Source organism: Pseudomonas vancouverensis (genome assembly GCF_004348895.1).
GTDB lineage: Bacteria > Pseudomonadota > Gammaproteobacteria > Pseudomonadales > Pseudomonadaceae > Aquipseudomonas > Aquipseudomonas vancouverensis.
Genome location: NZ_RRZK01000029.1, coordinates 130,847 through 153,472, shown reverse-complemented (window position 1 = coordinate 153,472; position 22,626 = coordinate 130,847). Strand labels below are relative to the sequence as shown.

Genomic DNA, 22,626 nt, shown 5'->3' with positions numbered 1-22,626 from the left:
AAGAAAGTAAGGAGCTTTACCCATGAAACTGAGCAGCACCGCGTTATTGGCCTTGGCCATCAGCAGCGTAACCGCCACGGCTTACGCAGAAACCCAGAGCCAGGCTTTCACCCCGGTTACCGTGAACGATAAAAGCGCCCAGAGCGAAGCCACCGGCTTCGTCGAAGGCCAGTCGATCAGCGGCACCACGCGTAACTGGTACGCCAACGAGCAACTGCAACGCGGTGGCAAGTTCAAGTACAAAAAAGATGGTCAATCGGTCGACACCGACCGCCGGATCAACTGGGTCCAGGGCACCATCGTCAAGTACAACTCGGGCTTCACCCAGGGCACAGTCGGCTTCAGCACCGAAGTCGCGGCCTACAACGCTGTGGCGCTGGAGCGTGATCGCGAGAACCTGGCCTCCAACAACGGCGGCGCACCGGGCACTCGCCCAGGCGCGGGCAACAACCGTACCCTGACCAAGGAAGGCGGCGACGCTCAAGGCCAATGGAGCAAGCTGGGCCTGGCCAACGTCAAGGCGCGCGTTTCCAACACCACCCTGACCGCCGGCCGCATGAACTTCAGTAGCCCGCAGGTCGACGTCATCGGTAACCGTGCCCTGCCTTCGAGCTTCGAAGGGATCGCGATCCACAGCGAAGAGCTGAACAACCTGTCCTTCGACCTCGCCACCTTCGACCGCGTATCGCCGCGTACCGAAGAAAGCCTGAGCAAGTTCCGCTCCGAATACGGCAACATCAATGCCGAAGCCGATCACGTCAACACCGCCGGCATCACCTACCAGCCATTCGCCAGCCTGACCACCAGCCTCTGGGGCACCCAGGCCGAAGACCTGTGGAACCAGTACTACTTCGGCGCCACTCACGTGTTGGGTGACAGCTCGATCCTGAGCCTGACCACCGGCCTGAACTACTACAAGACCGTCGACGAAGGCAAAGCCAAGCTGGGCGAAATCGACAACGACACCTACTCGCTGTCGCTCGGCCTGACCCACCAGGCCCACAGCCTGACCTTCTCGTACCAGGAAGTGAACGGTAACGAGTACTTCGACTACCTGCACGAAACCAACGGCATCTACCTGGCCAACTCCCTGCTGTCGGACTTCAACGGCCCGAACGAGAAATCCTTCCAGATCGCCTACGGCCTGAACATGGCCGAATACGGCGTGCCAGGCCTGAAGTTCAACATCTACCAGGCACGCGGCTGGGGTATCGACGGCACTCACTACAAGGGTGGCGGCTACGACGGCGTACAGGCAATGGACGGCGAAACCCACTACGAATACGGCATCGGCACCAGCTACGCCATTCAGAGCGGCCCGCTCAAGGCCACTACTGTTCGCGCAACCTACACTGCGCACCGTGCCAGCGAAAACCAGGCTGACGGCAGCATCAACGAGTTCCGTCTCGTGACCACGATTCCGTTCAACATTCTGTAAATGCACCCTGTCGAACGGCGGATTCCGCGATGAATCGGCCGTTCGGCTTTTGTCCATTAACCGATTGCAGAGGGTTTTAGATGAAAATGCTTCCCCTACGTGCGGCCATCGCCGCCACGCTGCTCAGTGTTGCCGTGGGTGCCTCGGCCAAGCCCCTGGTGGTTTGCACCGAAAACAGCCCGGAAGGCTTCGATACGGCGCTGTACACGACTGCAGTCACCGCCGATGCGGCGGCCGAAACCATCTTCAACCGCCTGGCCGATTTCAAGCCCGGCACCACCGACGTGATTCCGGCCCTGGCCGAATCCTGGGACATCAGCGAAGACGGCCTGAGCTACACGTTCCACCTGCGCAAAGGCGTCAAGTTCCACACCACCGAATACTTCAAGCCGACCCGCGACATGAATGCCGACGACGTGCTCTGGAGCTTCCAGCGTCAGCTGGACCCGAATCACCCGTGGCACAAACAGTCGAGCGTCGGCTTCCCGTACTTTGAAAGCATGGGCTTCAAGGAGCTGCTCAAAAGCGTCGAAAAAATCGACGAACACACGGTCAAGTTCACCCTGACCCGCCGCGAAGCGCCGTTCCTGGCCGACATCGCCATGGCGTTCTCGTCGATCTACTCCGCCGAATATGCCGACAAGCTGCTCAAGGCCGGCAAGACCGACGAACTGAACAGCAAGCCGATCGGCACCGGCCCGTTCGTGTTCCAGCGCTACAACAAGGACGCCCAGGTGCGTTTCAAGGCCAACCCGGACTATTTCCGTGGCAAGCCGCCCGCCGATGCGCTGATCCTGGCCATCGCCACCGACAACAACGTGCGCCTGCAGAAGCTCAAGGCCAACGAATGCCAGGTCGCGCTGTACCCGAAACCGGATGACATCCCGAGCATCAAGAAAGACTCGAACCTGAGGGTCGACGAGATGAACGCGATGACGGTTTCATACATCGCCATGAACACCTCGCACAAGTACATGAGCGACGTGCGCGTGCGCAAAGCCATCGACATCGCCTTCGACAAGGAAGCGGCGGTCAATGCGCTGTTCGGCAAAGGCAACGCCACCGTCGCCGTCAACCCGTACCCTGATACCCTGCTGGGCTACAACCACAGCCTGAAGAATCCGCCACGCGATCTCGACAAGGCCCGCGCCTTGCTCAAGGAAGCCGGCGTACCGGAAGGTACCGTGCTCACCCTGTTCACCCGCAACGGTGGCGGTGCGACCAACCCCAACCCGATGCTCGCCGCCCAGATGATGCAGGCGGATCTGGCCAAGGTCGGGATCAAACTCGACATCCGCGTGATGGAATGGGGCGAGATGCTCAAGCGCGCGAAAAACGGCGAACACGATATGGTGGCGGCCGGATGGGCGGGCGACAACGGTGACCCGGATAACTTCCTGACGCCTATGCTCAGTTGTGAAGCGGCAAAGAACGGCGAAAATTATGCCCGCTGGTGCAATGACAAGTTCCAGGCACTGCTCGATGAGGCCCGGGAAAAGACCGATCCGGCCGAACGCGCAGCGCTCTACGAGCAGGCCCAGGTTATTTTTAACCAGGATCAGCCATGGATCAGCCTGGCACACACTAGAATGTTCACCGCAATGCGTAACAACGTAGAGGGTTATCACATTAGCCCCCTCACCACTAACAACTTCGCCACCACCCAGGTGAAGTAGATAAGAAAACTCCCGGCATTCCTGACAAAGGCATGCCGGGCACGCCTAACCGGCTGATGAGGTACACCACACGATGTTTAGTTTTATTGCCCGCCGACTGGGGTTACTGATCCCCACGTTTTTCGGCATCACCTTGCTGACATTCGCGTTGATTCGCATGATCCCTGGCGACCCCGTGGAAGTCATGATGGGCGAACGCAGAGTCGACCCGGAAATGCACGCTCAGGCAATGGAACGCCTAGGTCTGAACAAACCCCTGTATGCCCAGTACCTGGATTACATCGGCAAACTGGCCCACGGCGACCTCGGTGAATCCCTGCGAACCCGTGAAAGTGTCTGGACCGAATTCACCGCCCTGTTTCCCGCGACCCTGGAACTGTCCATGGCCGCCCTGCTGTTCGCCGGCATCCTGGGCCTCCTGGCCGGGGTGATCGCGGCACTCAAGCGAGGGTCCCTGTTCGACCACGGGGTGATGGGTATCTCCCTGGCGGGATACTCGATGCCGATCTTCTGGTGGGGCCTGATCCTGATCATGTTCTTCTCGGTGAGTCTGGGCTGGACCCCGGTGTCCGGGCGGATCGACCTGCTCTACGACATCGAGCCGCGCACCGGCTTCATGTTGATCGACACGCTGCTGGCCGACGACGTCAGTGCGTTCTTCGACGCCCTGCATCACCTGATCCTGCCGGCCATCGTGCTCGGTACCATTCCGCTGGCGGTGATCGCGCGGATGACCCGCTCGTCGATGCTCGAAGTGTTGCGTGAAGACTACATCCGTACCGCCAAGGCCAAGGGCCTGTCGCCGTCGCGCGTCGTGTTCGTGCACGGTCTGCGCAACGCATTGATTCCGGTGCTGACCGTGGTCGGCCTGCAAGTCGGCACGCTGTTGGCCGGTGCGGTCCTGACCGAAACCATCTTCTCCTGGCCCGGCATCGGCAAATGGCTGATCGAAGCCATCGGCGCCCGGGACTACCCCGTCGTACAAAACGGCATCCTGTTAATCGCCTGCCTGGTGATTCTGGTCAACTTCGTAGTGGACATCCTCTACGGCTTTGCCAACCCACGCATCCGTCATCAGCGCTGAGATCATGACCATGACCACTCCAATTCCATCGGTAGCAGTCGATCAAAGCCTGCTGTACCCGTCCCCGTACAAAGAGTTCTGGCAAGCCTTTGCCAAGAACAAAGGCGCCGTCGCCGGCCTGATGTTCATGCTGCTGGTGATTTTCTGCGCCATCTTCGCCCCGTGGGTTGCGCCCCATGACCCGAGCGAGCAATACCGCGACTTCCTGCTGACCCCGCCAGCCTGGCTGGAAGGCGGGCAACTGCAGTTCCTGCTCGGCACCGACGAACTGGGCCGTGACCTGCTGTCGCGCCTGATCAACGGTTCGCGCCTGTCCCTGCTGATCGGTCTGTCGTCGGTGGTGATGTCGCTGATCCCCGGCATCCTCCTGGGTCTGTTCGCCGGGTTCTTCCCGCGCGTGCTCGGCCCGACCATCATGCGCCTGATGGACATCATGCTGGCCCTGCCATCGCTGCTGCTGGCCGTGGCGATCGTCGCCATCCTCGGCCCTGGCCTGATCAACACCGTGATCGCTATCGCCGTGGTATCGCTGCCGTCCTACGTGCGTCTGACCCGCGCCGCGGTGATGGGCGAACTGAACCGCGACTATGTGACCGCCGCACGCCTGGCCGGTGCCGGCCTGCCGCGCCTGATGTTCATCACCGTGCTGCCCAACTGCATGGCGCCTCTGATCGTTCAGGCCACCCTGAGCTTCTCTTCGGCGATTCTCGATGCCGCCGCCCTGGGCTTCCTCGGCCTTGGCGTACAACCGCCAACCCCTGAGTGGGGCACCATGCTGGCTTCGGCCCGCGATTACATCGAACGCGCCTGGTGGGTCGTGAGCCTGCCGGGTTTGACCATTTTGCTCAGCGTGCTGGCAATCAACTTGATGGGTGACGGCCTGCGCGACGCGCTGGACCCGAAACTCAAGAACGCCGCCTGAGGAGATTCCCATGTCACTGCTAGAAATCAAGAATCTCAACGTTCGCTTCGGCGACAAGAACGCCACGCCCGTGGTCGACGGCCTCGACCTGAAAGTGGACAAGGGCGAAGTGCTGGCCATCGTTGGCGAGTCCGGTTCCGGCAAGTCCGTGACCATGATGGCGCTGATGGGCCTGATCGAACATCCGGGCATCGTCACCGCCGACTCGCTCAGCTTTGACGGCAAGGACATGCTCAAGCTGAACAATCGCCAGCGTCGGCAGATTGTCGGTAAAGACCTGTCGATGGTCTTCCAGGACCCGATGACCGCGTTGAACCCGAGCTACACCGTCGGCTTCCAGATCGAAGAAGTGTTGCGCCTGCACCTGAAAATGTCCGGCAAGGCCGCGCGCAAACGCGCCATCGAACTGCTGGAAAAAGTCGAGATCCCGGGAGCGGCCAGCCGTATGGACGCCTACCCGCATCAACTGTCCGGCGGCATGAGCCAGCGTGTGGCAATTGCCATGGCCATCGCCGGTGAGCCGAAACTGCTGATCGCCGACGAACCGACTACCGCACTGGACGTAACGATCCAGGCGCAGATCATGGACCTGCTGCTGGCCTTGCAGAAAGAGCAGAACATGGGCCTGGTGCTGATCACCCACGACCTTGCGGTCGTGGCCGAAACCGCCCAGCGCGTGTGCGTGATGTACGCCGGTCAAGCCGTTGAAGTGGGCCAGGTACCTCAGTTGTTCGACATCCCGGCGCATCCGTACAGCGAAGCGCTGCTCAAGGCGATTCCGGAACACAGCCTGGGTGCCTCGCGCCTGTCGACCCTGCCGGGCATCGTTCCCGGTCGCTACGACCGTCCGCAAGGCTGCCTGCTGTCGCCACGCTGCCCGTATGTCAAAGACAACTGCCGCCAGCAACGCCCGGCGCTTGACCCGAAAACCAACAGCCTCGCCCGCTGCTTCTACCCGCTGAACCAGGAGGTGGCGTAATGGCCGTCGTACTTACCGCCCGCGACCTGACCCGTCACTACGAAGTGTCCCGCGGCCTGTTCAAGGGCCACGCGACCGTGCGCGCCCTCAACGGCGTGTCGTTCGAACTGGAAGCTGGCAAGACCCTCGCCGTGGTTGGCGAATCGGGCTGTGGCAAATCCACCCTGGCCCGTGCCCTGACCCTGATCGAGGAGCCGTCCTCCGGTTCCCTGAAAATCGCCGGCCAGGAAGTCGCCGGTGCCGACAAGGCCCAACGCAAGCAACTGCGCAAAGACGTGCAGATGGTGTTCCAGAGCCCGTACGCCTCGTTGAACCCACGGCAGAAAGTCGGTGATCAACTCGGTGAGCCGCTGCTGATCAACACCAACCTTTCCGCTGCCGAACGCCGCGAGAAAGTCCAGGCGATGATGAAGCAGGTGGGCTTGCGTCCCGAGCACTACCAGCGTTATCCGCACATGTTCTCCGGCGGTCAGCGCCAGCGGATCGCCCTGGCTCGCGCCATGATGCTGCAACCGAAAGTGCTGGTGGCGGATGAACCGACCTCGGCACTGGACGTGTCGATCCAGGCGCAGGTGCTGAACCTGTTCATGGATTTGCAACAAGAGTTCAACACCGCCTACGTGTTCATCTCCCACAACCTGGCCGTGGTTCGCCACGTTGCCGACCACGTGATGGTGATGTACCTCGGTCGGCCGGTGGAAATGGGCGCGAAAGACGACATCTACTCGCGTCCGCTGCACCCCTACACCCAGGCACTGCTGTCGGCGACCCCGGCCATCCACCCGGACCCGGACAAGCCGAAAATCAAGATCGTCGGCGAGTTGCCCAACCCGTTGAACCCGCCACCGGGTTGCGCGTTCCACAAGCGTTGCCCGTACGCCACCGAGCGTTGCAGCACTGAAGAGCCGGCCTTGCGCCTGCTCGACAGCCGCCAGGTGGCTTGCCACTACGCCGAGCAATTCCTCGACGGCGCGGCATAAGGAGATTTGCAGGCAGATACAAAACTGTAGGAGCCAGCCTGCTGGCGATAGCGTTGATCCAGCCAATATTTGCATCGACTGATCCACCGCAATCGCCAGCAGGCTGGCTCCCACATGACTTGAGTTGTTTACAGCATTAAAGTGTTAACCCAACCCCTTCTGCTTTGATTGCGCATCAATCACGCAGAAGGGGTTTTCTTTTACTTCTGACTCAACTATCAAACAGATAAGGAAAATCCAATTACCTAATTCGTAGACGATACAGCAATGACAAAACACTCAACAGGATCAGCCCAATCAGACTCCATATCATGATCGAAGAGTTTGGCTGTCATAGAGAACTGTCCCGACGGAAGATTTTTCGTCGTGAACATGGCCCACACTCCATGATCCATTACAGGAGTCTCGCCATAAACAGTGTATTCATCACCAACCTGGTACAATTTAACATATGCACCGGGCCTGTCGGCGAGCCCAGTGACCGGCCCTATACTTGTCACATTTTCCCCTTGTTTAGGAAGCATAATAATAGGCTTTGCAGGCTTTATCACCTCCGGGACGACAATTAAGTTAACAGGCTTACTCCAAACGGAACCTATCCCTTTATCCACCTGAGTAGCATAAATACAGAAGTCAATTGAGACAGGAAAAGGTATAGAGCTCGTAACTTTCCAGCTTCCACTTGGACCTACTGTAGCAGTGCCATGCAATACCCTTTCCTGCTGATAGACACCCCACAAACTAATTTCAGCACCTGGAATGCCCTGACCATGAACCGGCTGATCAGGGAAGACTGTGGCTCCACTAATCGGCTCCAAAATAACCGGACAGGGATTTAACACTTGAATATTATCGGAATCTGCCCACTCACTCCAAAACCCTTCTAATAGGTAGCGAACGCTATAAGTCAAGGACTCTCCTGGCTTGACCATACCAACTGGCGTTGAAAGTGAAAAAACTCTACCGTTAAACGCCTGTTCCACGCGAAGTGCCATTTGACCGTCTACATAAAAAACAACTTCCCAGCGATTTGGCGTACCAGGGCCAATTGCAGTAGAGCCCATGACTTCAAAACCAGGCGAAACTTCGCCACGTAACGGCTCAACAATAGGCTTTACAGGTTTCCATTCCCCCGGGACGACAATTAAGTCAACAGGTTTACTCCAAACGGAATCTATCCCTTTATCCACCTGAGTAGCAAAAATCCAGAAGTTATTTCTGACAGGGAAAGGTTCATGGCTCGTAACTTCCCAGCTTCCACTTGAACTTACTGTAGCAGTGCCCTGCAAATTCCAACCACCCCCATAGACACCCCACAAACTAACTTCAGCGCCTGGTATGCCCTGACCCTGAACCGGCTGATTAGGGAAGACTGTGGCTCCATTAATCGGCTCCAAAATAACCGGAGAGGGATTTAGCACTTGAAGATCATCGGAATCGGCCCAACCACTCCAAATCCCATCTAATAAGTAGCGAAGTCTATAAAACAAGAACTGTCCTGGCTTGACCATATCAACCGGGGTGGAGAGTAAAAAAAGTCTACCGCTAAACTCCTGCTCCACGTGATGTGCCATTAGATCGTCTACATAAAAAATAGCTTCCCACCGATGTGGCGTACCAGGACCAGTTGTAGTAGAACCCATAACTTCAAAACCAGGCGATACCTCTCCACGAAACGGGCCAATAGTAGGTTTGGGCCACGACGTAGAGCTTCCGTTTCGCATAACACTCGATAACTCTCCACATTTATCTACGGAAGGGCCAGCATCTTTAAAAGTGCCACTGCCAGTTAACCGAACAATACTCCCCCGAGAATATCCTTTTACCGAAATATCGAACGCAATCCCCACTGTGCCTGAATTGCTCGGCATTACATCAATGAAACCCCTTTCGACTTCACCATAAGGCCGCCCAGCTACCAAGTAGAAAGCCTTTGCCGCCCCCCCTGAAGCCAAGCTGTACTTCCCACCCTTAGAATTCGGAATGTGAAAAACAAGACTCCTCTCGGCATCCACTCCCTGCAAAATAAAGCCAGATGCATCACCCGCCCGCAAAAACTTAACATCTTTAGTCGTGAAATCACCAACGCCATCAATAGAAAAACTGAGCTCACCTTCATATTGTCCGTTCATGTCGCCACCTTGATCCGTCGTGCCTTGGGAAAAATCTTCTAATTCAGACTTTATAAGCACCATAAAAAAACCGTCTACTGTCAGATTTGACAGTAGACGGCTTATTTAACAAATTTTCGGACAACCGGTTATCTGTCTCAGTCAGCCAAAGATCTCCCCTTTGTCGCCAAAGTCCAATTCATAACAAAGCCCGGGCATCAGGCTATTCACATTCAGCCCAAGCCATTGATATCCCCAAAAACAACATCACCATTACCTTCAATGGGGTTGTGAATCGTCGTTGGAGGTATTTGCTTCTGCCCTGGATTTACGACTGGCTGTCACCGTCGTCAGAATCATCCGAATCTGGCTCATCGGTGGTGGAGTCGTCATCACCCTCACTACCGCCTTGTCCTTTATCTCCGCCCTCTGCATCTGACTTCGCCAGCACGAGCCCCGCATCATGCCCCGGTATTGAATTGAAACCCTGCAAATGAGGCGACTGGCTTGCCCAGGCCGAAGATATGCCGATAGACAGCATCACCAAAACTTTCAGCAACAACACCACGCGTTGAAAAATGCTCATGACCGATTCCATCCTTTCGTAGGTGAGGCAAAAGTGCCTGACTGGCGCTGAGTGAAATCTAGTTCCGATCAGCCCGGTTCTCCAGATAGGACGCTAATGAATGGAAGGAAATGCGACCGTGCGGCAGAACGGTTTTGAATAAGGTGTATAACCAGATCAACTAAACATCTGTCTCGACCTCCCACGTGGTCACGGCGGTTTGAATGCAGCGGCTGATAAGACCGGACTGACCGACTGCACAAAAAAGGCCTGCGCCTTTCAAGGAACACAGGATGATCAATAACGCATTCGCGCCACTGCAATCCCTCGCCGACACACTACTGCCCTACTCGCTGGAACCCTCGGGAGATGGCGCACACGATCTGTCACATCTGCAACGAGTGTGGAACAACGTGCGCTTGCTTCAAGCACAGGAGGGCGGTGATCTCGAAGTCTTGTTGACTGCAGCGCTGCTGCACGATTGCGTGGCGGTAGAAAAGAACTCTCCATTGCGCTCACAGGCATCAAGGCTGGCGGCGCAAAAAGCATCACAGTTGTTGGCGGACATGGGTTGGTCCGACAGCAAAATCGCTGCTGTCGTCCATGCCATCGAAGCCCATAGCTTTTCCGCCCATATCCCAGCGATCTCGCTGGAAGCGAAAATACTCCAGGATGCTGACCGTCTCGATTCGCTGGGTTTGCTCGGGGTTGCACGCACCTTTTACGTTGCCGGGCGCATGGGCAATGCGCTGTATGACCCACAGGATCCTGAAGCCAAGGATCGCGCGTACGACGATACGCGTTTTTGCCTGGACCATTTCCAGACCAAACTGCTGCACTTGGCCGACGGATTCCAGACGCTCGCAGGGCAACGCCTGGCAGAGATCCGCCATGAGCGCCTCAAAGAATTCCTGGAGCATTTCAAAGAAGAAATCGGCGTTGGCTGACTGGCACGTTCATAACATCTCAGTAAGGTTTACCGACATGGATCTGTCCCAAACACTGCTTCACCTCGAACAAAGCCTTCTCATGCAGAGCACGCGATGCAATGCAGAGGAAGTCTCACACCTCCTCGCGGACGACTTCATTGAGTTTGGCGCTAGCGGCATGATCTGGAGCAAGGCCCAAGTGGTCGAGCAACTGCCTCAGGATATTTTTACACCGCGCACCATCTCCCGATTCACAACGAAACGGCTTTCGGAATGCACCGTCCTGGTGACCTATCACTGCCACAGCGCCGCAAGCAACAGCTTGCGAAGCTCAATCTGGCGCAAGCAGGACGAGCAATGGCAAATGATCTTCCATCAAGGAACAATTTCCTCCATGGCCTGACATGGGTGCATGAAAAAGCCCCGAGGCTTTCGCGTCGGGGCTTTGGATTTTGCAGCTCAGCGCTTAGTGATGCTCACGCGTCGCACGGAACTTGATATCCGGCCAGCGCTCTTCCATCAACGCCAGGTTGACCCGCGTAGGCGCCAGGTAGGTCAGGTGACCGCCGCCGTCCAGTGCCAGGTTTTCCACGGCCTTGTTGGAGAATTCCTCGAGCTTCTTCTTGTCGCTGCATTCGATCCAACGCGCGGAGTAGACAGTGATCGGCTCGTAGGAGCACTCGACCTTGTATTCCTCTTTCAAGCGGCTGGCGACCACATCGAACTGCAGCACACCGACGGCGCCGAGGATGATGTCGTTGCTGCGCTCGGGGAAGAACACCTGGGTCGCGCCTTCTTCGGCCAGCTGTTGCAGACCCTGGCGCAGTTGCTTGGATTTCAGCGGGTCCTTCAGACGCACGCGGCGGAACAGTTCCGGGGCGAAGTGCGGGATACCGGTGAAGCCCAGGGTTTCGCCTTCACTGAAGGTGTCACCGATCTGGATGGTGCCGTGGTTGTGCAGGCCGATGATGTCGCCGGCGAAGGCTTCTTCCAGTTGCTCACGCTCGGAGGAGAAGAAGGTCAACGCATCACCGATACGCACGTCCTTGCCGGTGCGCACGTGGCGCATCTTCATGCCTTTTTCGTACTTGCCCGAGCAGATACGCATGAAGGCGATGCGGTCGCGGTGTTTGGGGTCCATGTTCGCCTGGATCTTGAAGATGAAGCCCGAGAACTTCTCCTCCACCGGCTCCACGGTGCGTTCGTTGGCCACACGAGCCAGGGGGCGCGGTGCCCAATCGACGACGGCGTCGAGCACGTGGTCAACACCGAAGTTGCCCAGCGCGGTACCGAAGAACACCGGCGTCAGCTGACCGTCGAGGAATTCCTGCTGATCGAACTCATGGCAGGCACCCTGCACCAGTTCCAACTGCTCGAGGAAACGCTCGTATTCGTCGCCCAGGTGCGCACGCGCTTCATCGGAATCGAGTTTCTCGATGATCTTGGTTTCGGTGCGCTCGTGGCCGTGACCGGCGGTGTAGACAATGATGTAGTCGCCGGCGAGGTGGTACACGCCTTTGAAATCGCGATAGCAACCGATCGGCCAGGTGATCGGTGCCGCCTTGATCTTGAGGACGGCTTCGATCTCATCGAGCAGTTCGATCGGGTCGCGGATGTCACGGTCGAGTTTGTTGATGAAGCTGACGATCGGCGTATCACGCAGGCGGCAGACGTCCATCAGGGCGATGGTCCGTGGCTCTACACCCTTACCGCCGTCGAGGACCATCAAGGCCGAGTCCACCGCAGTCAGGGTGCGGTAGGTGTCTTCGGAGAAGTCTTCGTGGCCCGGGGTGTCGAGCAGGTTGATCATGTGCTCGCGATACGGGAACTGCATGACCGACGTGGTGATCGAGATCCCCCGCTGCTTTTCCATTTCCATCCAGTCGGAAGTGGCGTGGCGGTCGGATTTACGGGATTTCACCGTACCGGCTACCGCAATCGCCTTGCCCATCAGCAAGAGCTTCTCGGTGATGGTGGTCTTACCGGCATCGGGGTGGGAAATAATGGCGAAAGTGCGGCGTTTCGCGACTTCGGCGGCCTGTTTGGTCATGGGAAATCGCCTGGCAGGGGATTCAAAAAAGGGCGCAGATTATAGCCCAAGTTGAACCAAGAACCGAACCGTTGAGCACATTAGGGGTGGCTAAATGCTGCCGCAGATGGGAACCTTTTAAAGCACGGAGACGTCCACTCCCTCGTTACGACCACTCGTCGGGGGCTAGAAACACCTGCATTTCAGCCTGACGAGGCTGTGCTCATGGCTTGATTGCCGTGCGCTTACCCCCTCTGTAGGAGCGAGCATGCTCGCGAAAAACGTCCAGACACCGCGTGCACTCAGGTGCCCCGCGTAATCGTTGGCGTCCATCGCGAGCCTGCTTGCTCCTACAGGGGACGGCGTTCGGTATTGAAAGCTGCTTCTCGCGAACGCCTTGCCCGGCAGCCAATGATGGCCTGCCACACGGGACTGCGTTCGCCGACTGAAAAAAAGGAGTCCGCCTGTGGCTATCCGCTATGGCAAAGGGCTGATGGGAGGCGCGCTGGTAATCGCTCTCCTGGCCCTGCTGATCCAATGGATCGGCATCAATACGATCGAACACTACCGCGACGATTTATTGTTTTACCTGCAAGCTCATCTGGTTCTCGTCCTCGCCTCCATGCTGGCCGCCCTTGTCGTGGGCATCCCAGCCGGCATCTTCCTCAGCCGCCCGAGCATGATCGGCCGCGCCGAGCGCTTCATGCAGTTCTTCAACATCGGCAACACCGTGCCGCCCCTGGCCGTACTGGCCATCGCCCTGGGCATCCTCGGCATCGGCAGTGGTCCGGCCATCTTCGCCCTGTTCCTTGCCTCGTTGTTGCCCATCGTGCGCAACACCTATGAAGGCCTGAAAAATGTACAGGGCTCGCTCAAGGAAGCCGCCGTCGGCATCGGCATGACCCCGCGCCAGGTGCTGTGGAAAGTCGAATTGCCCAACGCCGTGCCGATCATCATCGGCGGCGTGCGTGTGGCACTGGCGATCAATGTCGGGACCGCGCCGCTGGCGTTCCTGATCGGTGCCAATAGCCTTGGCAGCCTGATCTTCCCCGGCATTGCCTTGAACAATCAGCCGCAGCTGTTGCTCGGCGCGGCCTGCACCGCCCTGCTGGCCTTGCTGCTCGATGGCCTGGTGACACTCAGCAGCCGACTCTGGCTCGAACGCGGCTTGCGCCCGTCTTAAGCCCCGGCAAAGGAATCGTCATGAAAACCACAAGCTTTTTACTAGGCTGCGTCCTGCTGTGCGCAGGATTTGCCCACGCCGCGGAAAAACCGCTGATCCGCATCGGCGCCCGGGTGTTCACCGAACAGACCCTGCTCGCGGAAATCACCGCGCAATACCTGCGCAGCAAAGGCTACGACGCGCAGGTCACTGGCGGTCTGGGCAGCACTCTGGCGCGCAGTGCACAGGAAAGTGGCCAACTGGACATGGTCTGGGAATACACCGGTGTCTCGCTGGTGTCCTACAACCACGTCACGGAAAAACTCGATAGCGAGCAGTCCCTGGCGCGGGTCAGGGAACTGGACGCGAAGAAAGGCCTGATCTGGCTTTCACCATCGAAATTCAGCAACACCTACGCGCTGGCCTTGCCGGAAAAAACCGCTGCGGAGTACCCACAGATCCGCACCATCAGCGATCTGGATCGTGTACTGCGTGCCGAAGCCAAGGACAACCCACTGGTTGCACTGGACACCGAGTTCGCCAATCGCTCCGACGGTCTGGCCGGCATGGTCAAGCTCTACGACATGGACCTGACCCGCAAGAACATCCGGCAGATGGACGCTGGCCTGGTCTACACAGCCCTGCGCAATGGCCAAGTGTTTGCCGGTCTGGTCTACACCACCGACGGTCGTCTGAGTGCCTTCAAACTCAAGCTGCTGGAAGACGACAAACATTACTTCCCCGACTACACCGCCGCGCCCGTGGTGCGTCAGGCGTACCTCGATGCACACCCGAAACTCGCCGAGCAGCTCAAGCCGCTGGCGGATCTGTTCGATGACGAAACCATGCGCCAGCTCAATGCGCGGGTCGATGTCGATCACCAGAGCCCTTCATCCGTTGCCGCCGATTTCCTGCGCCAACACCCACTGAACTGAGGAGCGGACGTTATGGATTTTCTCAACGCCTTTTCCCACCTCGACTGGGCGCAAGTGATTCACCTGACCTGGCAACACATCACCCTGGTCGGCATCGCCGTGAGCCTGGCGATTCTGGTCGGCGTGCCGCTGGGCATTCTGATGACGCGGTTCCCGAGCCTGGCCGGGCCGTTGCAAGCCAGCGCCACCGTGCTGCTGACCATCCCGTCGATTGCCCTGTTTGGTTTGCTGCTGCCGGTGTACTCGAAGTTCGGCCAGGGCCTGGGGCCGATGCCGGCGATCACCGCGGTGTTCCTCTATTCACTGCTGCCGATCATGCGCAACACCTACCTGGCCCTGACCAACGTCGAGCCAGGCATTCGTGAAGCCGCCCGCGGCATCGGCATGACCTTCGGCCAGCGCCTGCGCATGGTCGAGCTGCCCATCGCCGTGCCGGTGATCCTCGCCGGCGTACGCACCGCCGTGGTCATGAACATCGGCGTCATGACCATCGCCGCCACCATCGGTGCCGGTGGCCTCGGTGTGCTCATCCTCGCTGCCATCAGCCGCAGCGACATGTCGATGCTGATCGTCGGCGCCGTGCTGGTCAGCGTGCTGGCGATCATCGCCGACCTGATCCTGCAAATGCTGCAACGCTCGTTGACTCCAAAAGGACTCCTGAAATGATCGAACTTCAAAACCTCAGCAAGACCTTCCAAAGCAACGGCAAGGATGTGAAAGCCGTGGACTCGGTGAGCCTGACCGTCAATGAAGGCGAAATCTGTGTATTCCTCGGGCCATCGGGCTGCGGCAAAAGCACCACGCTGAAAATGATCAACCGCCTGATCAAGCCGACCTCGGGCAAGATCCTGATCAACGGCGAAGACACCACTGGCCTTGACGAAGTGACCCTGCGTCGCAACATCGGCTACGTGATCCAGCAGATTGGCTTGTTCCCGAACATGACCATCGAAGAAAACATCGTGGTCGTGCCGAAGCTGCTCGGCTGGGACAAACAGAAATGCCACGACCGCGCCCGCGAGTTGATGAGCATGATCAAGCTCGAGCCCAAGCAGTACCTGCATCGCTATCCGCGGGAACTGTCCGGGGGTCAGCAACAGCGCATCGGCGTGATTCGCGCACTGGCGGCGGACGCCCCCTTGTTGTTGATGGACGAGCCGTTCGGGGCGGTCGACCCGATCAACCGCGAGATGATCCAGAACGAGTTCTTCGAGATGCAACGGGCGCTGAACAAGACCGTGATCATGGTCAGCCACGACATCGACGAAGCCATCAAGCTCGGCGACAAGATCGCCATCTTCCGCGCCGGCAAGCTGCTGCAGATCGATCACCCGGACACGCTGTTGGCACATCCGGCGGATGACTTCGTCAGCAACTTCGTCGGCCAGGACAGTACGCTCAAACGCCTGCTGCTGGTGAAGGCTGAGGACGCGGCGGACAACGCGCCGACCGTCAGCCCGGAAACCCCTGTGGCCGATGCGCTGGAATTGATGGATGAGCATGACCGTCGTTACGTCGTGGTCACCGACGCCGAAAACAAGGCACTGGGTTATGTGCGACGCCGCGACCTGCACCGTCAGAGCGGTACGTGCGGACAGTACCTGCGCGAGTTCAACGCCACCGCGGCCTACGATGAACATCTGCGCATCTTGCTGTCGCGCATGTACGAGTTCAATCGGGCGTGGTTGCCGGTGATGGATGCCGAGCGGGTGTTCCTGGGTGAGGTGACGCAGGAGTCGATTGCCGAGTATTTGAGCTCTGGTAAATCCCGTGGAGGGAAGACCAGTATCGTCTCGCCGGCCGAGACTGCAGTCGCCTGACAGCTCAATTCACCCGATAAAAATGCAAAACCTGTGGGAGCGAGCTTGCTCGCGATAGGGCCATGTCAGTCAACTACGATGTCGACTGCAAAAATGTCATCGCGAGCAAGCTCGCTCCCACTGGTTTCGTGCAATTTTTCAAGGATTGGCAGGGCGGAAAATAATATCAACAGCAGCACCTGCAACAGCGATCCGGAATCGCCCTCTCAAACAAGCAAAATCCCCCTCGAAAGACCTTCTCGCCCCCAACGTCGCCGAAGTTGCAGCCATCGTACTTTCCCGAGACTTTGTGCGCAAAAGCAGCGAACGTGCAGGTATGTTTAACACTTCGAAATTTTCCGGGAACATCCGACTGTCATCTGAGTCGGTTACAAAGAGTGATCTGCGCGACGCACGTCAGAAGCGTGCAAAAACGCGACATTTTTTGTTGATCTCAGGCCCCTCACGCCCTAAAGTTCGCGCCGAACGTCCATGCTGGAAACGATCCATCCGGCTCAAGTACTGACGACGAGACAGCAAGGCCAAGGGAAATTCCCCGTGGCCTTTTTGCTTTCGGCGACATGCCTTGGGAAGTAGGCGAACCAAAGTGGGGATACGGAGGACGTTCATTTGCACCCATTGATTTCTTACGTTTGCCTTTAGGAGTTCCCAACGTATGTCGATCCAGGTCGAAGACTATTTCGCGCGCGAAACCTTTCAGAAAATGAAGGCGTTCGCCGACAAGCAGGAAACCCCGTTCGTGGTGATCGACACCGCGATGATTGCCCAGGCCTACGATGACCTGCGCGCCGGCTTTGAATTCGCCAAGGTCTACTACGCGGTCAAGGCCAACCCGGCCGTCGAGATCATCGACCTGCTCAAAGAGAAAGGCTCGAGCTTCGACATCGCCTCCATCTATGAACTGGACAAAGTGCTGGGCCGTGGCGTCAGCCCCGACCACATCAGCTACGGCAACACCATCAAGAAATCCAAGGACATCCGCTACTTCTACGAGAAGGGCGTGCGTCTGTTCGCCACCGACTCGGAGGCCGACCTGCGCAACATCGCCAAGGCAGCTCCAGGTGCCAAAGTCTATGTGCGCATCCTCACCGAAGGTTCGACCACCGCTGACTGGCCACTGTCGCGCAAGTTCGGTTGCCAGACCGACATGGCCATGGACTTGCTGATCCTCGCTCGTGACCTGGGCCTGGTGCCTTACGGCATCTCGTTCCACGTTGGCTCGCAGCAGCGTGACATCAGCGTCTGGGACGCAGCGATCGCCAAGGTCAAAGTGATCTTCGAACGCCTGAAAGAAGAAGACGGCATTCACCTCAAGCTGATCAACATGGGCGGCGGCTTCCCGGCCAACTACATCACCCGCACCAACAGCCTGGAAACCTACGCCGAGGAAATCATCCGCTTCCTGAAAGAAGACTTCGGTGATGACCTGCCGGAAATCATCCTGGAGCCGGGCCGTTCGCTGATCGCCAACGCCGGTATCCTGGTCAGCGAAGTGGTATTGGTTGCACGTAAATCCCGCACCGCCGTCGAGCGTTGGGTATACACGGACGTGGGCAAGTTCTCCGGCCTGATCGAAACCATGGACGAAGCCATCAAGTTCCCGATCTGGACCGAGAAGAAAGGCGAGATGGAAGAAGTGGTCATTGCCGGCCCGACCTGCGACAGCGCCGACATCATGTACGAAAACTACAAGTACGGTTTGCCGCTGAACCTGGCGATCGGTGATCGTCTGTACTGGTTGTCGACCGGTGCGTACACCACCAGTTACAGCGCGGTCGAATTCAATGGCTTCCCGCCGCTGAAATCGTTCTACGTGTAAGCGCTACACGCTGAATTCAAAAAGCCCATGACGCATCATGGGCTTTTTTGTGCCTGCGATTCGCTTTCAGAATAGAACAAGCAATGAATGCCCCGTGGCGAGGGAGCTTGCTCCCGTTCGGTTGTGCAGCAACCGCCAATTGGGGCTGCTTCGCAGCCCAGCGGGAGCAAGCTCCCTCGCCACAGTTTTAGTGTCAGTCCACCCCCTCACTCATCTGAAGGTACTTTTGATTAAATTCGGGCGCCAAGGCGCGAATCAGCGGGTCCGTTGCGTTCACCAAGGTCTGACCTGCGACCCGCAGAAAATTCAGATTCCCTCCATCCAGCGCTTTGCGCAGCCAGACCAACGCTTCATCGATTTCACCTTCATCCGCCAGCACCGCGGCATAGCTGAACTGCCCACGAAAATCCCCGCCCTCAGCAGAACGTCGATACCAGTCATGGGCAGCTTTGGTGTCTGGCGTGCAAACCCGCCCTTCCTCCAAATACCGCCCAAGCAGGTTCATCGATTTCGCATGACCCATTTCGGCGGCACGGCGGTAGAGACTCAGCGCTGAAGACTGATCCTCAATAACTCCGCGCCCCGTGGCCAACAGATTGGCAAGGTTGTACATCGCCCAATCCAGCCCGGCCTCAGCGGCAAGCTGGTAATGCCTGGCGGCCATCGCAGCATCAGCCGCAACGCCCCAGCCGTGTTCATGACAACGCCCGAGCATGTTGCGCGCCATCAAGTGCCCCTGCCCGGCGGCAATGCCGAACCAGCGCAGCGCCAGCGGCTGATCCTGGGCGATGCCATGACCGTCCAGCAGGATCTGCCCGAGCAGCGCCTGCGCCTCGACTTCACCCTGGCCCGCCGCGACCAGGATCGCCTGGGCCGCGCGTGCCGGGCTTTCGTCGAGCATTGCTTTAAGCGCTGTACTGTCGAGGACTTCCTCGCGACGCAATCGATAACTCATACCTCGACCCAGCGGCGCAGCAGGTTGTGATAGGTGCCGGTCAGGCGAATCAGTGAAGGATGCTCGGGCACGTCCTGGGTCAATTGCTGGATCGCGCCGTCCATCTCGAACAGCAACGCTCGCTGGCTGTCCTCACGCACCAGGCTTTGAGTCCAGAAAAACGCGGCATAGCGCGCCCCGCGGGTGACGGCGTTGACCTTATGCAGGCTGGTACCCGGGTACAACACCATGTCTCCCGCGGGCAATTTCACCCGCTGGCTGCCGTAAGTGTCCTGGATCTCCAGTTCGCCGCCGTCGTAGTCCTCGGGCTCACTGAAGAACAATGTGGCGGAAAGATCGGTACGCACCCGCTCGATGCTGCCCTTGGGCTGGCGCACAGCGTTGTCGATGTGGAAATCGAAACTGCCACCGGCGGTGTAACAGTTCACCAACGGAGGGAAGACCTTGTGCGGCAACGCGGCGGACATGAACAGCGGATTTTTCCACAAACGTTCCAGCATCGCCGCGCCGATTTCCTTGGCCAGCGGATGGCCTTCAGGCAGTTGCAGGTTGTGCTTGGCCTTGGCTGACTGGAAACCGGCGGTGATCTTGCCATCAGCCCAGTCGGCCTGCTCCAGCGCCTGGCGAATGCGCTGCACTTCTTCTTTCGCGAACAAGCCAGGAATGTGCAACAGCATGACAACGACACCGTAGGGCAAAGGGGTGCCAATGGTATTGATTCTTATTGACGATGTAAAACACCCGGGACGAATGAAGCAGCAAAAACCGTAAGGTTAAATTGTAAAGAATGTAAATTCAGTGCGAATAGTAATGTTTCGCAAATGAGATTGACCTATATTCCGCCGCCTCAAATCCTTGGGGAGGGGAATCTCAAATGTCACGTCAACACGCACAAGTACCGGTCAGCTCACCACGTTTGCTCGCATCGGCTATCGGCATGGCAATCACTGCCGGCTCTGCAGGGCACATGGTATTCGCGGCGGAAAAAACCGACGAAAAAGCTCCGGACAATGTGATTTCGCTGGGCGCCACCGCCATCACTGGCGAAGCCCAGGACGAGACGACCTACAACGTCGAGAAAGCCTCCTCGCCCAAGTACACCGCACCACTGATCGATACACCGCGCTCGGTCACCGTCGTGCCGCAACAAGTGCTGAAGGACACCGGCTCGCTGAATCTGCAGGACGCACTGCGCACCGTTCCGGGCATCACCTTCGGTGCCGGTGAAGGCGGTAACCCGCAGGGCGACCGTCCGTTCATTCGCGGCTTCGACGCCCAGGGCGACACCTACCTGGACGGCGTGCGCGATACCGGCTCCCAGAGCCGCGAGATCTTCGCCGTTGAATCGGTTGAAGTCAGCAAAGGCCCGAACTCGGCCATTGGCGGCCGTGGTGCTGCCGGCGGCAGCATCAACCTGGTGAGCAAGAAAGCACACCTGGGCGACTCCCTCGACGGTGGTTTCACCTGGGGTTCGGACCAGACCCAGCGCTACACCTTCGACGGCAACTACCAGTTCACCGACACCGCTGCCGGCCGTCTGAACCTGATGAGCCACGAGAGCAACGTCGCTGGCCGTGACAGCGTCGATTACGACCGCTGGGGCGTGGCACCGTCCCTGGCCTTCGGCCTGGGCACCGACACTCGCGTCAACCTCGACTACTACCACCTCGAGAGCAACGACACGCCAGACTCGGGCATTCCATACAGCATCCCGACCGGTGGCTCGGCGGCGCGGACCAAGTCCAACCCGGACAAACCGAACGACGGCGGCGACAGCAGCAACTTCTACGGCCTGACCGATCGCGATTTCCGCAAGGGCCGCACCGATACTGCGACCATCGCCGTCGAGCATGACCTGAGCGACTCGCTGACCATCAAGAACACCCTGCGCCACGGCACCAGCATGCAGGATTACATCCTGACCCAGCCGGATGACAGCCAGGGCAACGTCAACAACGGCAGCGTCTGGCGTCGTGCGAACACCCGTGTCAGCAACACCGAGACCACCACCAACCAGACCGATCTGTTTGGCACCGTCTACATCGCCGGGTTCAAGAACAGCTTCTCCACCGGTGTCGAGTACACCCACGAAGAAAGCGAAAAATCCTCGTACAACGTCAACACCAACACCACTTCGCCCCTGGGCGCCAACAAGTGCAATCCGTCGCTGATCGGCGCGGCCAGCGGCTACAACTGCACCTCGCTGAGCAACCCGACGCCGAACGATCCGTGGAATGGCGCGATCTCGCGCAACTATGCCGGCACCGACACCAAGGCCGACACCTACGCCCTGTATGCGTTCGACACCCTGGAACTGACCGAGCAATGGTTGGTGAACATGGGCCTGCGCTACGACCACTTCGAAACCGACTACCGCACCTACGATGCAACCGGCGCCACCGTGGTGACCAAAGGCATCGCATCGAAAGGCAAGGACACCAGCGAGTTCGTCACCGGTCAATTGGGCGTGGTCTACAAGCCTGCTGAAAACGGCAGCATCTACGCGTCGTTTGCCACCTCCGCAACACCACCGGGCAACACCCTGGGTGAAGGCATGGAAGGCAACCCGCTGGGCAACACCACTGACCGTAGCGGCAATCTGCTCAACAGTGACATGGAGCCGGAAACCACCAAGAACTACGAGATCGGCACCAAGTGGGATTTGCTGGACAACCGCCTCTCGCTGACCGCTGACCTGTTCCGCACCGAGAAAGACAACGCCCGCGTGCAGACTGACACCACCACCTACGAAAACGTCGGCAAGACCCGCGTTCAAGGTGTGGAACTGTCGGCCAGCGGCAAGATCACCGACAAGTGGCAAGTGTTCGCCGGTTACGCCTACATGGACAGCGAGCAAGTGGATGGCGGCGATCTGCCGGCCAACAAGGCCAACAACGGCAACGAACTGCCTAACACACCGAAAAACAGCGCCAGCCTGTGGACCACTTACCAGTTGACGCCGAAGCTGACCATCGGTGGCGGTGCGTTCTACGTCGATGACGTGTTCGGCAGCGTGGCCAACACCACCATGGTCGATTCCTATGTTCGATACGACGCGATGGCGGCCTACAAGCTGAGCAAAAACGTCGACCTGCAATTGAACGTGCAGAACCTGACTGACGAGACCTACTACGACAAGGCGTTCTCGACGCACTTCGCCAACCAGGCGGCCGGTCGTACGGCATTGTTGAGCACCAACTTCCACTTCTAATGGAAAACCTG

Annotated in this window: 19 protein-coding genes; 14 read left to right on the top strand and 5 right to left on the bottom strand. The window is 58.4% G+C overall.

Annotated features, from left to right (window positions below; all coding sequences use genetic code 11):
• Positions 1-22: 22 nt before the first annotated feature.
• The 6 genes from EIY72_RS21195 to EIY72_RS21170 all read left to right on the top strand — a co-directional run bounded on the left by EIY72_RS21195 (position 23) and on the right by EIY72_RS21170 (position 7,079).
• On the top strand, positions 23-1,438 hold the full coding sequence (locus EIY72_RS21195) for an OprD family porin (protein ID WP_093226756.1): 1,416 nt from the start codon (positions 23-25) through the stop codon (positions 1,436-1,438).
• Positions 1,439-1,518: 80 nt separating this feature from the next.
• Positions 1,519-3,114 (top strand): ABC transporter substrate-binding protein, encoded by a 1,596-nt coding sequence (locus tag EIY72_RS21190; protein ID WP_093226757.1) that lies wholly within the window; start codon positions 1,519-1,521, stop codon positions 3,112-3,114.
• Between the two features lie 73 nt (positions 3,115-3,187).
• Positions 3,188-4,198 (top strand): ABC transporter permease subunit, encoded by a 1,011-nt coding sequence (locus tag EIY72_RS21185; RefSeq protein WP_093226758.1) that lies wholly within the window; start codon positions 3,188-3,190, stop codon positions 4,196-4,198.
• Positions 4,199-4,208: 10 nt separating this feature from the next.
• Complete coding sequence (locus EIY72_RS21180) at positions 4,209-5,120, top strand: ABC transporter permease subunit (RefSeq protein ID WP_093226759.1); 912 nt, start codon at positions 4,209-4,211, stop codon at positions 5,118-5,120.
• A 10-nt stretch (positions 5,121-5,130) separates the two neighbouring features.
• The gene (locus tag EIY72_RS21175) at positions 5,131-6,099 is read left to right on the top strand and encodes an ABC transporter ATP-binding protein (protein ID WP_093226760.1); all 969 of its coding nucleotides are present in this window, start codon (positions 5,131-5,133) and stop codon (positions 6,097-6,099) included.
• Positions 6,099-7,079, top strand: coding sequence for a peptide ABC transporter ATP-binding protein (locus EIY72_RS21170; protein ID WP_093226761.1), 981 nt, complete (start codon positions 6,099-6,101; stop codon positions 7,077-7,079). Before EIY72_RS21175 ends, EIY72_RS21170 begins: the two co-directional genes overlap by 1 nt.
• 245 nt (positions 7,080-7,324) lie before the next feature.
• Here EIY72_RS21170 and EIY72_RS21165 read toward each other — a convergent pair whose 3' ends face one another.
• Together EIY72_RS21165 and EIY72_RS21160 are read right to left on the bottom strand one after the other, a co-directional pair.
• Positions 7,325-9,211: a hypothetical protein gene (locus tag EIY72_RS21165; protein WP_132680167.1), complete on the bottom strand. Its 1,887-nt coding sequence runs from the start codon at positions 9,209-9,211 to the stop codon at positions 7,325-7,327.
• A 307-nt stretch (positions 9,212-9,518) separates the two neighbouring features.
• On the bottom strand, positions 9,519-9,776 hold the full coding sequence (locus EIY72_RS21160) for a hypothetical protein (RefSeq protein WP_093226762.1): 258 nt from the start codon (positions 9,774-9,776) through the stop codon (positions 9,519-9,521).
• 272 nt (positions 9,777-10,048) lie between these two features.
• Between EIY72_RS21160 and EIY72_RS21155 the strand changes: the two genes are divergently transcribed.
• Both EIY72_RS21155 and EIY72_RS21150 read left to right on the top strand, forming a co-directional pair.
• Entirely contained in the window at positions 10,049-10,702 is a 654-nt protein-coding gene (locus tag EIY72_RS21155; protein ID WP_093226763.1) for an HD domain-containing protein, read from the top strand.
• Positions 10,703-10,739: 37 nt separating this feature from the next.
• Complete coding sequence (locus tag EIY72_RS21150) at positions 10,740-11,087, top strand: nuclear transport factor 2 family protein (protein WP_093226764.1); 348 nt, start codon at positions 10,740-10,742, stop codon at positions 11,085-11,087.
• A gap of 63 nt (positions 11,088-11,150) precedes the next feature.
• On the opposite strand, the gene EIY72_RS21145 is transcribed toward EIY72_RS21150, so the two are convergent.
• Positions 11,151-12,734, bottom strand: a complete 1,584-nt coding sequence (locus tag EIY72_RS21145) for a peptide chain release factor 3 (protein WP_093226765.1) — start codon at positions 12,732-12,734, stop codon at positions 11,151-11,153.
• 472 nt (positions 12,735-13,206) lie between these two features.
• Here EIY72_RS21145 and EIY72_RS21140 point away from each other — a divergent pair, with 472 nt between their 5' ends.
• The 5 genes from EIY72_RS21140 to EIY72_RS21115 all read left to right on the top strand — a co-directional run bounded on the left by EIY72_RS21140 (position 13,207) and on the right by EIY72_RS21115 (position 18,449).
• Positions 13,207-13,896 (top strand): ABC transporter permease, encoded by a 690-nt coding sequence (locus EIY72_RS21140; protein WP_197678875.1) that lies wholly within the window; start codon positions 13,207-13,209, stop codon positions 13,894-13,896.
• A gap of 20 nt (positions 13,897-13,916) precedes the next feature.
• Positions 13,917-14,810 carry a glycine betaine ABC transporter substrate-binding protein gene (locus tag EIY72_RS21135; RefSeq protein WP_093226767.1) on the top strand — a complete coding sequence of 298 codons (894 nt, stop codon included), beginning with the start codon at positions 13,917-13,919 and terminating at the stop codon, positions 14,808-14,810.
• A gap of 12 nt (positions 14,811-14,822) precedes the next feature.
• Entirely contained in the window at positions 14,823-15,476 is a 654-nt protein-coding gene (locus tag EIY72_RS21130) for an ABC transporter permease (protein WP_093226768.1), read from the top strand.
• On the top strand, positions 15,473-16,630 hold the full coding sequence (locus EIY72_RS21125; protein ID WP_093226769.1) for an osmoprotectant ABC transporter ATP-binding protein OsmV: 1,158 nt from the start codon (positions 15,473-15,475) through the stop codon (positions 16,628-16,630). The genes EIY72_RS21130 and EIY72_RS21125 overlap by 4 nt, the downstream gene beginning before the upstream one ends.
• Positions 16,631-17,285: 655 nt before the next feature.
• Positions 17,286-18,449 carry a type III PLP-dependent enzyme gene (locus EIY72_RS21115; RefSeq protein WP_093226770.1) on the top strand — a complete coding sequence of 388 codons (1,164 nt, stop codon included), beginning with the start codon at positions 17,286-17,288 and terminating at the stop codon, positions 18,447-18,449.
• A 193-nt stretch (positions 18,450-18,642) separates the two neighbouring features.
• Here the strand turns inward: EIY72_RS21115 and EIY72_RS21110 are convergent, their stop codons facing one another.
• Complete coding sequence (locus tag EIY72_RS21110; protein ID WP_093226771.1) at positions 18,643-19,404, bottom strand: tetratricopeptide repeat protein; 762 nt, start codon at positions 19,402-19,404, stop codon at positions 18,643-18,645.
• Positions 19,401-20,081, bottom strand: coding sequence for a Fe2+-dependent dioxygenase (locus EIY72_RS21105; RefSeq protein WP_093226772.1), 681 nt, complete (start codon positions 20,079-20,081; stop codon positions 19,401-19,403). The genes EIY72_RS21110 and EIY72_RS21105 overlap by 4 nt, the downstream gene beginning before the upstream one ends.
• Before the next feature lie 197 nt (positions 20,082-20,278).
• Here EIY72_RS21105 and EIY72_RS21100 point away from each other — a divergent pair, with 197 nt between their 5' ends.
• Positions 20,279-22,615 carry a TonB-dependent receptor gene (locus tag EIY72_RS21100; protein WP_093226773.1) on the top strand — a complete coding sequence of 779 codons (2,337 nt, stop codon included), beginning with the start codon at positions 20,279-20,281 and terminating at the stop codon, positions 22,613-22,615.
• The last annotated feature ends 11 nt before the right edge of the window (positions 22,616-22,626 follow it).

What these genes read in the sequence shown, in the direction of transcription:
- EIY72_RS21165 (WP_132680167.1), bottom strand. Translation starts at nt 9,211, where the DNA reads ATGAACGGACAATATGAAGGTGAGCTCAGTTTTTCTATTGATGGCGTT.
- EIY72_RS21175 (WP_093226760.1), top strand. Translation starts at nt 5,131, where the DNA reads ATGTCACTGCTAGAAATCAAGAATCTCAACGTTCGCTTCGGCGACAAG.
- EIY72_RS21145 (WP_093226765.1), bottom strand. Translation starts at nt 12,734, where the DNA reads ATGACCAAACAGGCCGCCGAAGTCGCGAAACGCCGCACTTTCGCCATT.
- EIY72_RS21105 (WP_093226772.1), bottom strand. Translation starts at nt 20,081, where the DNA reads ATGCTGTTGCACATTCCTGGCTTGTTCGCGAAAGAAGAAGTGCAGCGC.
- EIY72_RS21180 (WP_093226759.1), top strand. Translation starts at nt 4,209, where the DNA reads ATGACCACTCCAATTCCATCGGTAGCAGTCGATCAAAGCCTGCTGTAC.
- EIY72_RS21160 (WP_093226762.1), bottom strand. Translation starts at nt 9,776, where the DNA reads ATGAGCATTTTTCAACGCGTGGTGTTGTTGCTGAAAGTTTTGGTGATG.
- EIY72_RS21100 (WP_093226773.1), top strand. Translation starts at nt 20,279, where the DNA reads ATGTCACGTCAACACGCACAAGTACCGGTCAGCTCACCACGTTTGCTC.
- EIY72_RS21150 (WP_093226764.1), top strand. Translation starts at nt 10,740, where the DNA reads ATGGATCTGTCCCAAACACTGCTTCACCTCGAACAAAGCCTTCTCATG.
- EIY72_RS21185 (WP_093226758.1), top strand. Translation starts at nt 3,188, where the DNA reads ATGTTTAGTTTTATTGCCCGCCGACTGGGGTTACTGATCCCCACGTTT.
- EIY72_RS21195 (WP_093226756.1), top strand. Translation starts at nt 23, where the DNA reads ATGAAACTGAGCAGCACCGCGTTATTGGCCTTGGCCATCAGCAGCGTA.
- EIY72_RS21115 (WP_093226770.1), top strand. Translation starts at nt 17,286, where the DNA reads ATGTCGATCCAGGTCGAAGACTATTTCGCGCGCGAAACCTTTCAGAAA.
- EIY72_RS21130 (WP_093226768.1), top strand. Translation starts at nt 14,823, where the DNA reads ATGGATTTTCTCAACGCCTTTTCCCACCTCGACTGGGCGCAAGTGATT.
- EIY72_RS21155 (WP_093226763.1), top strand. Translation starts at nt 10,049, where the DNA reads ATGATCAATAACGCATTCGCGCCACTGCAATCCCTCGCCGACACACTA.
- EIY72_RS21190 (WP_093226757.1), top strand. Translation starts at nt 1,519, where the DNA reads ATGAAAATGCTTCCCCTACGTGCGGCCATCGCCGCCACGCTGCTCAGT.
- EIY72_RS21135 (WP_093226767.1), top strand. Translation starts at nt 13,917, where the DNA reads ATGAAAACCACAAGCTTTTTACTAGGCTGCGTCCTGCTGTGCGCAGGA.
- EIY72_RS21140 (WP_197678875.1), top strand. Translation starts at nt 13,207, where the DNA reads ATGGGAGGCGCGCTGGTAATCGCTCTCCTGGCCCTGCTGATCCAATGG.
- EIY72_RS21170 (WP_093226761.1), top strand. Translation starts at nt 6,099, where the DNA reads ATGGCCGTCGTACTTACCGCCCGCGACCTGACCCGTCACTACGAAGTG.
- EIY72_RS21110 (WP_093226771.1), bottom strand. Translation starts at nt 19,404, where the DNA reads ATGAGTTATCGATTGCGTCGCGAGGAAGTCCTCGACAGTACAGCGCTT.
- EIY72_RS21125 (WP_093226769.1), top strand. Translation starts at nt 15,473, where the DNA reads ATGATCGAACTTCAAAACCTCAGCAAGACCTTCCAAAGCAACGGCAAG.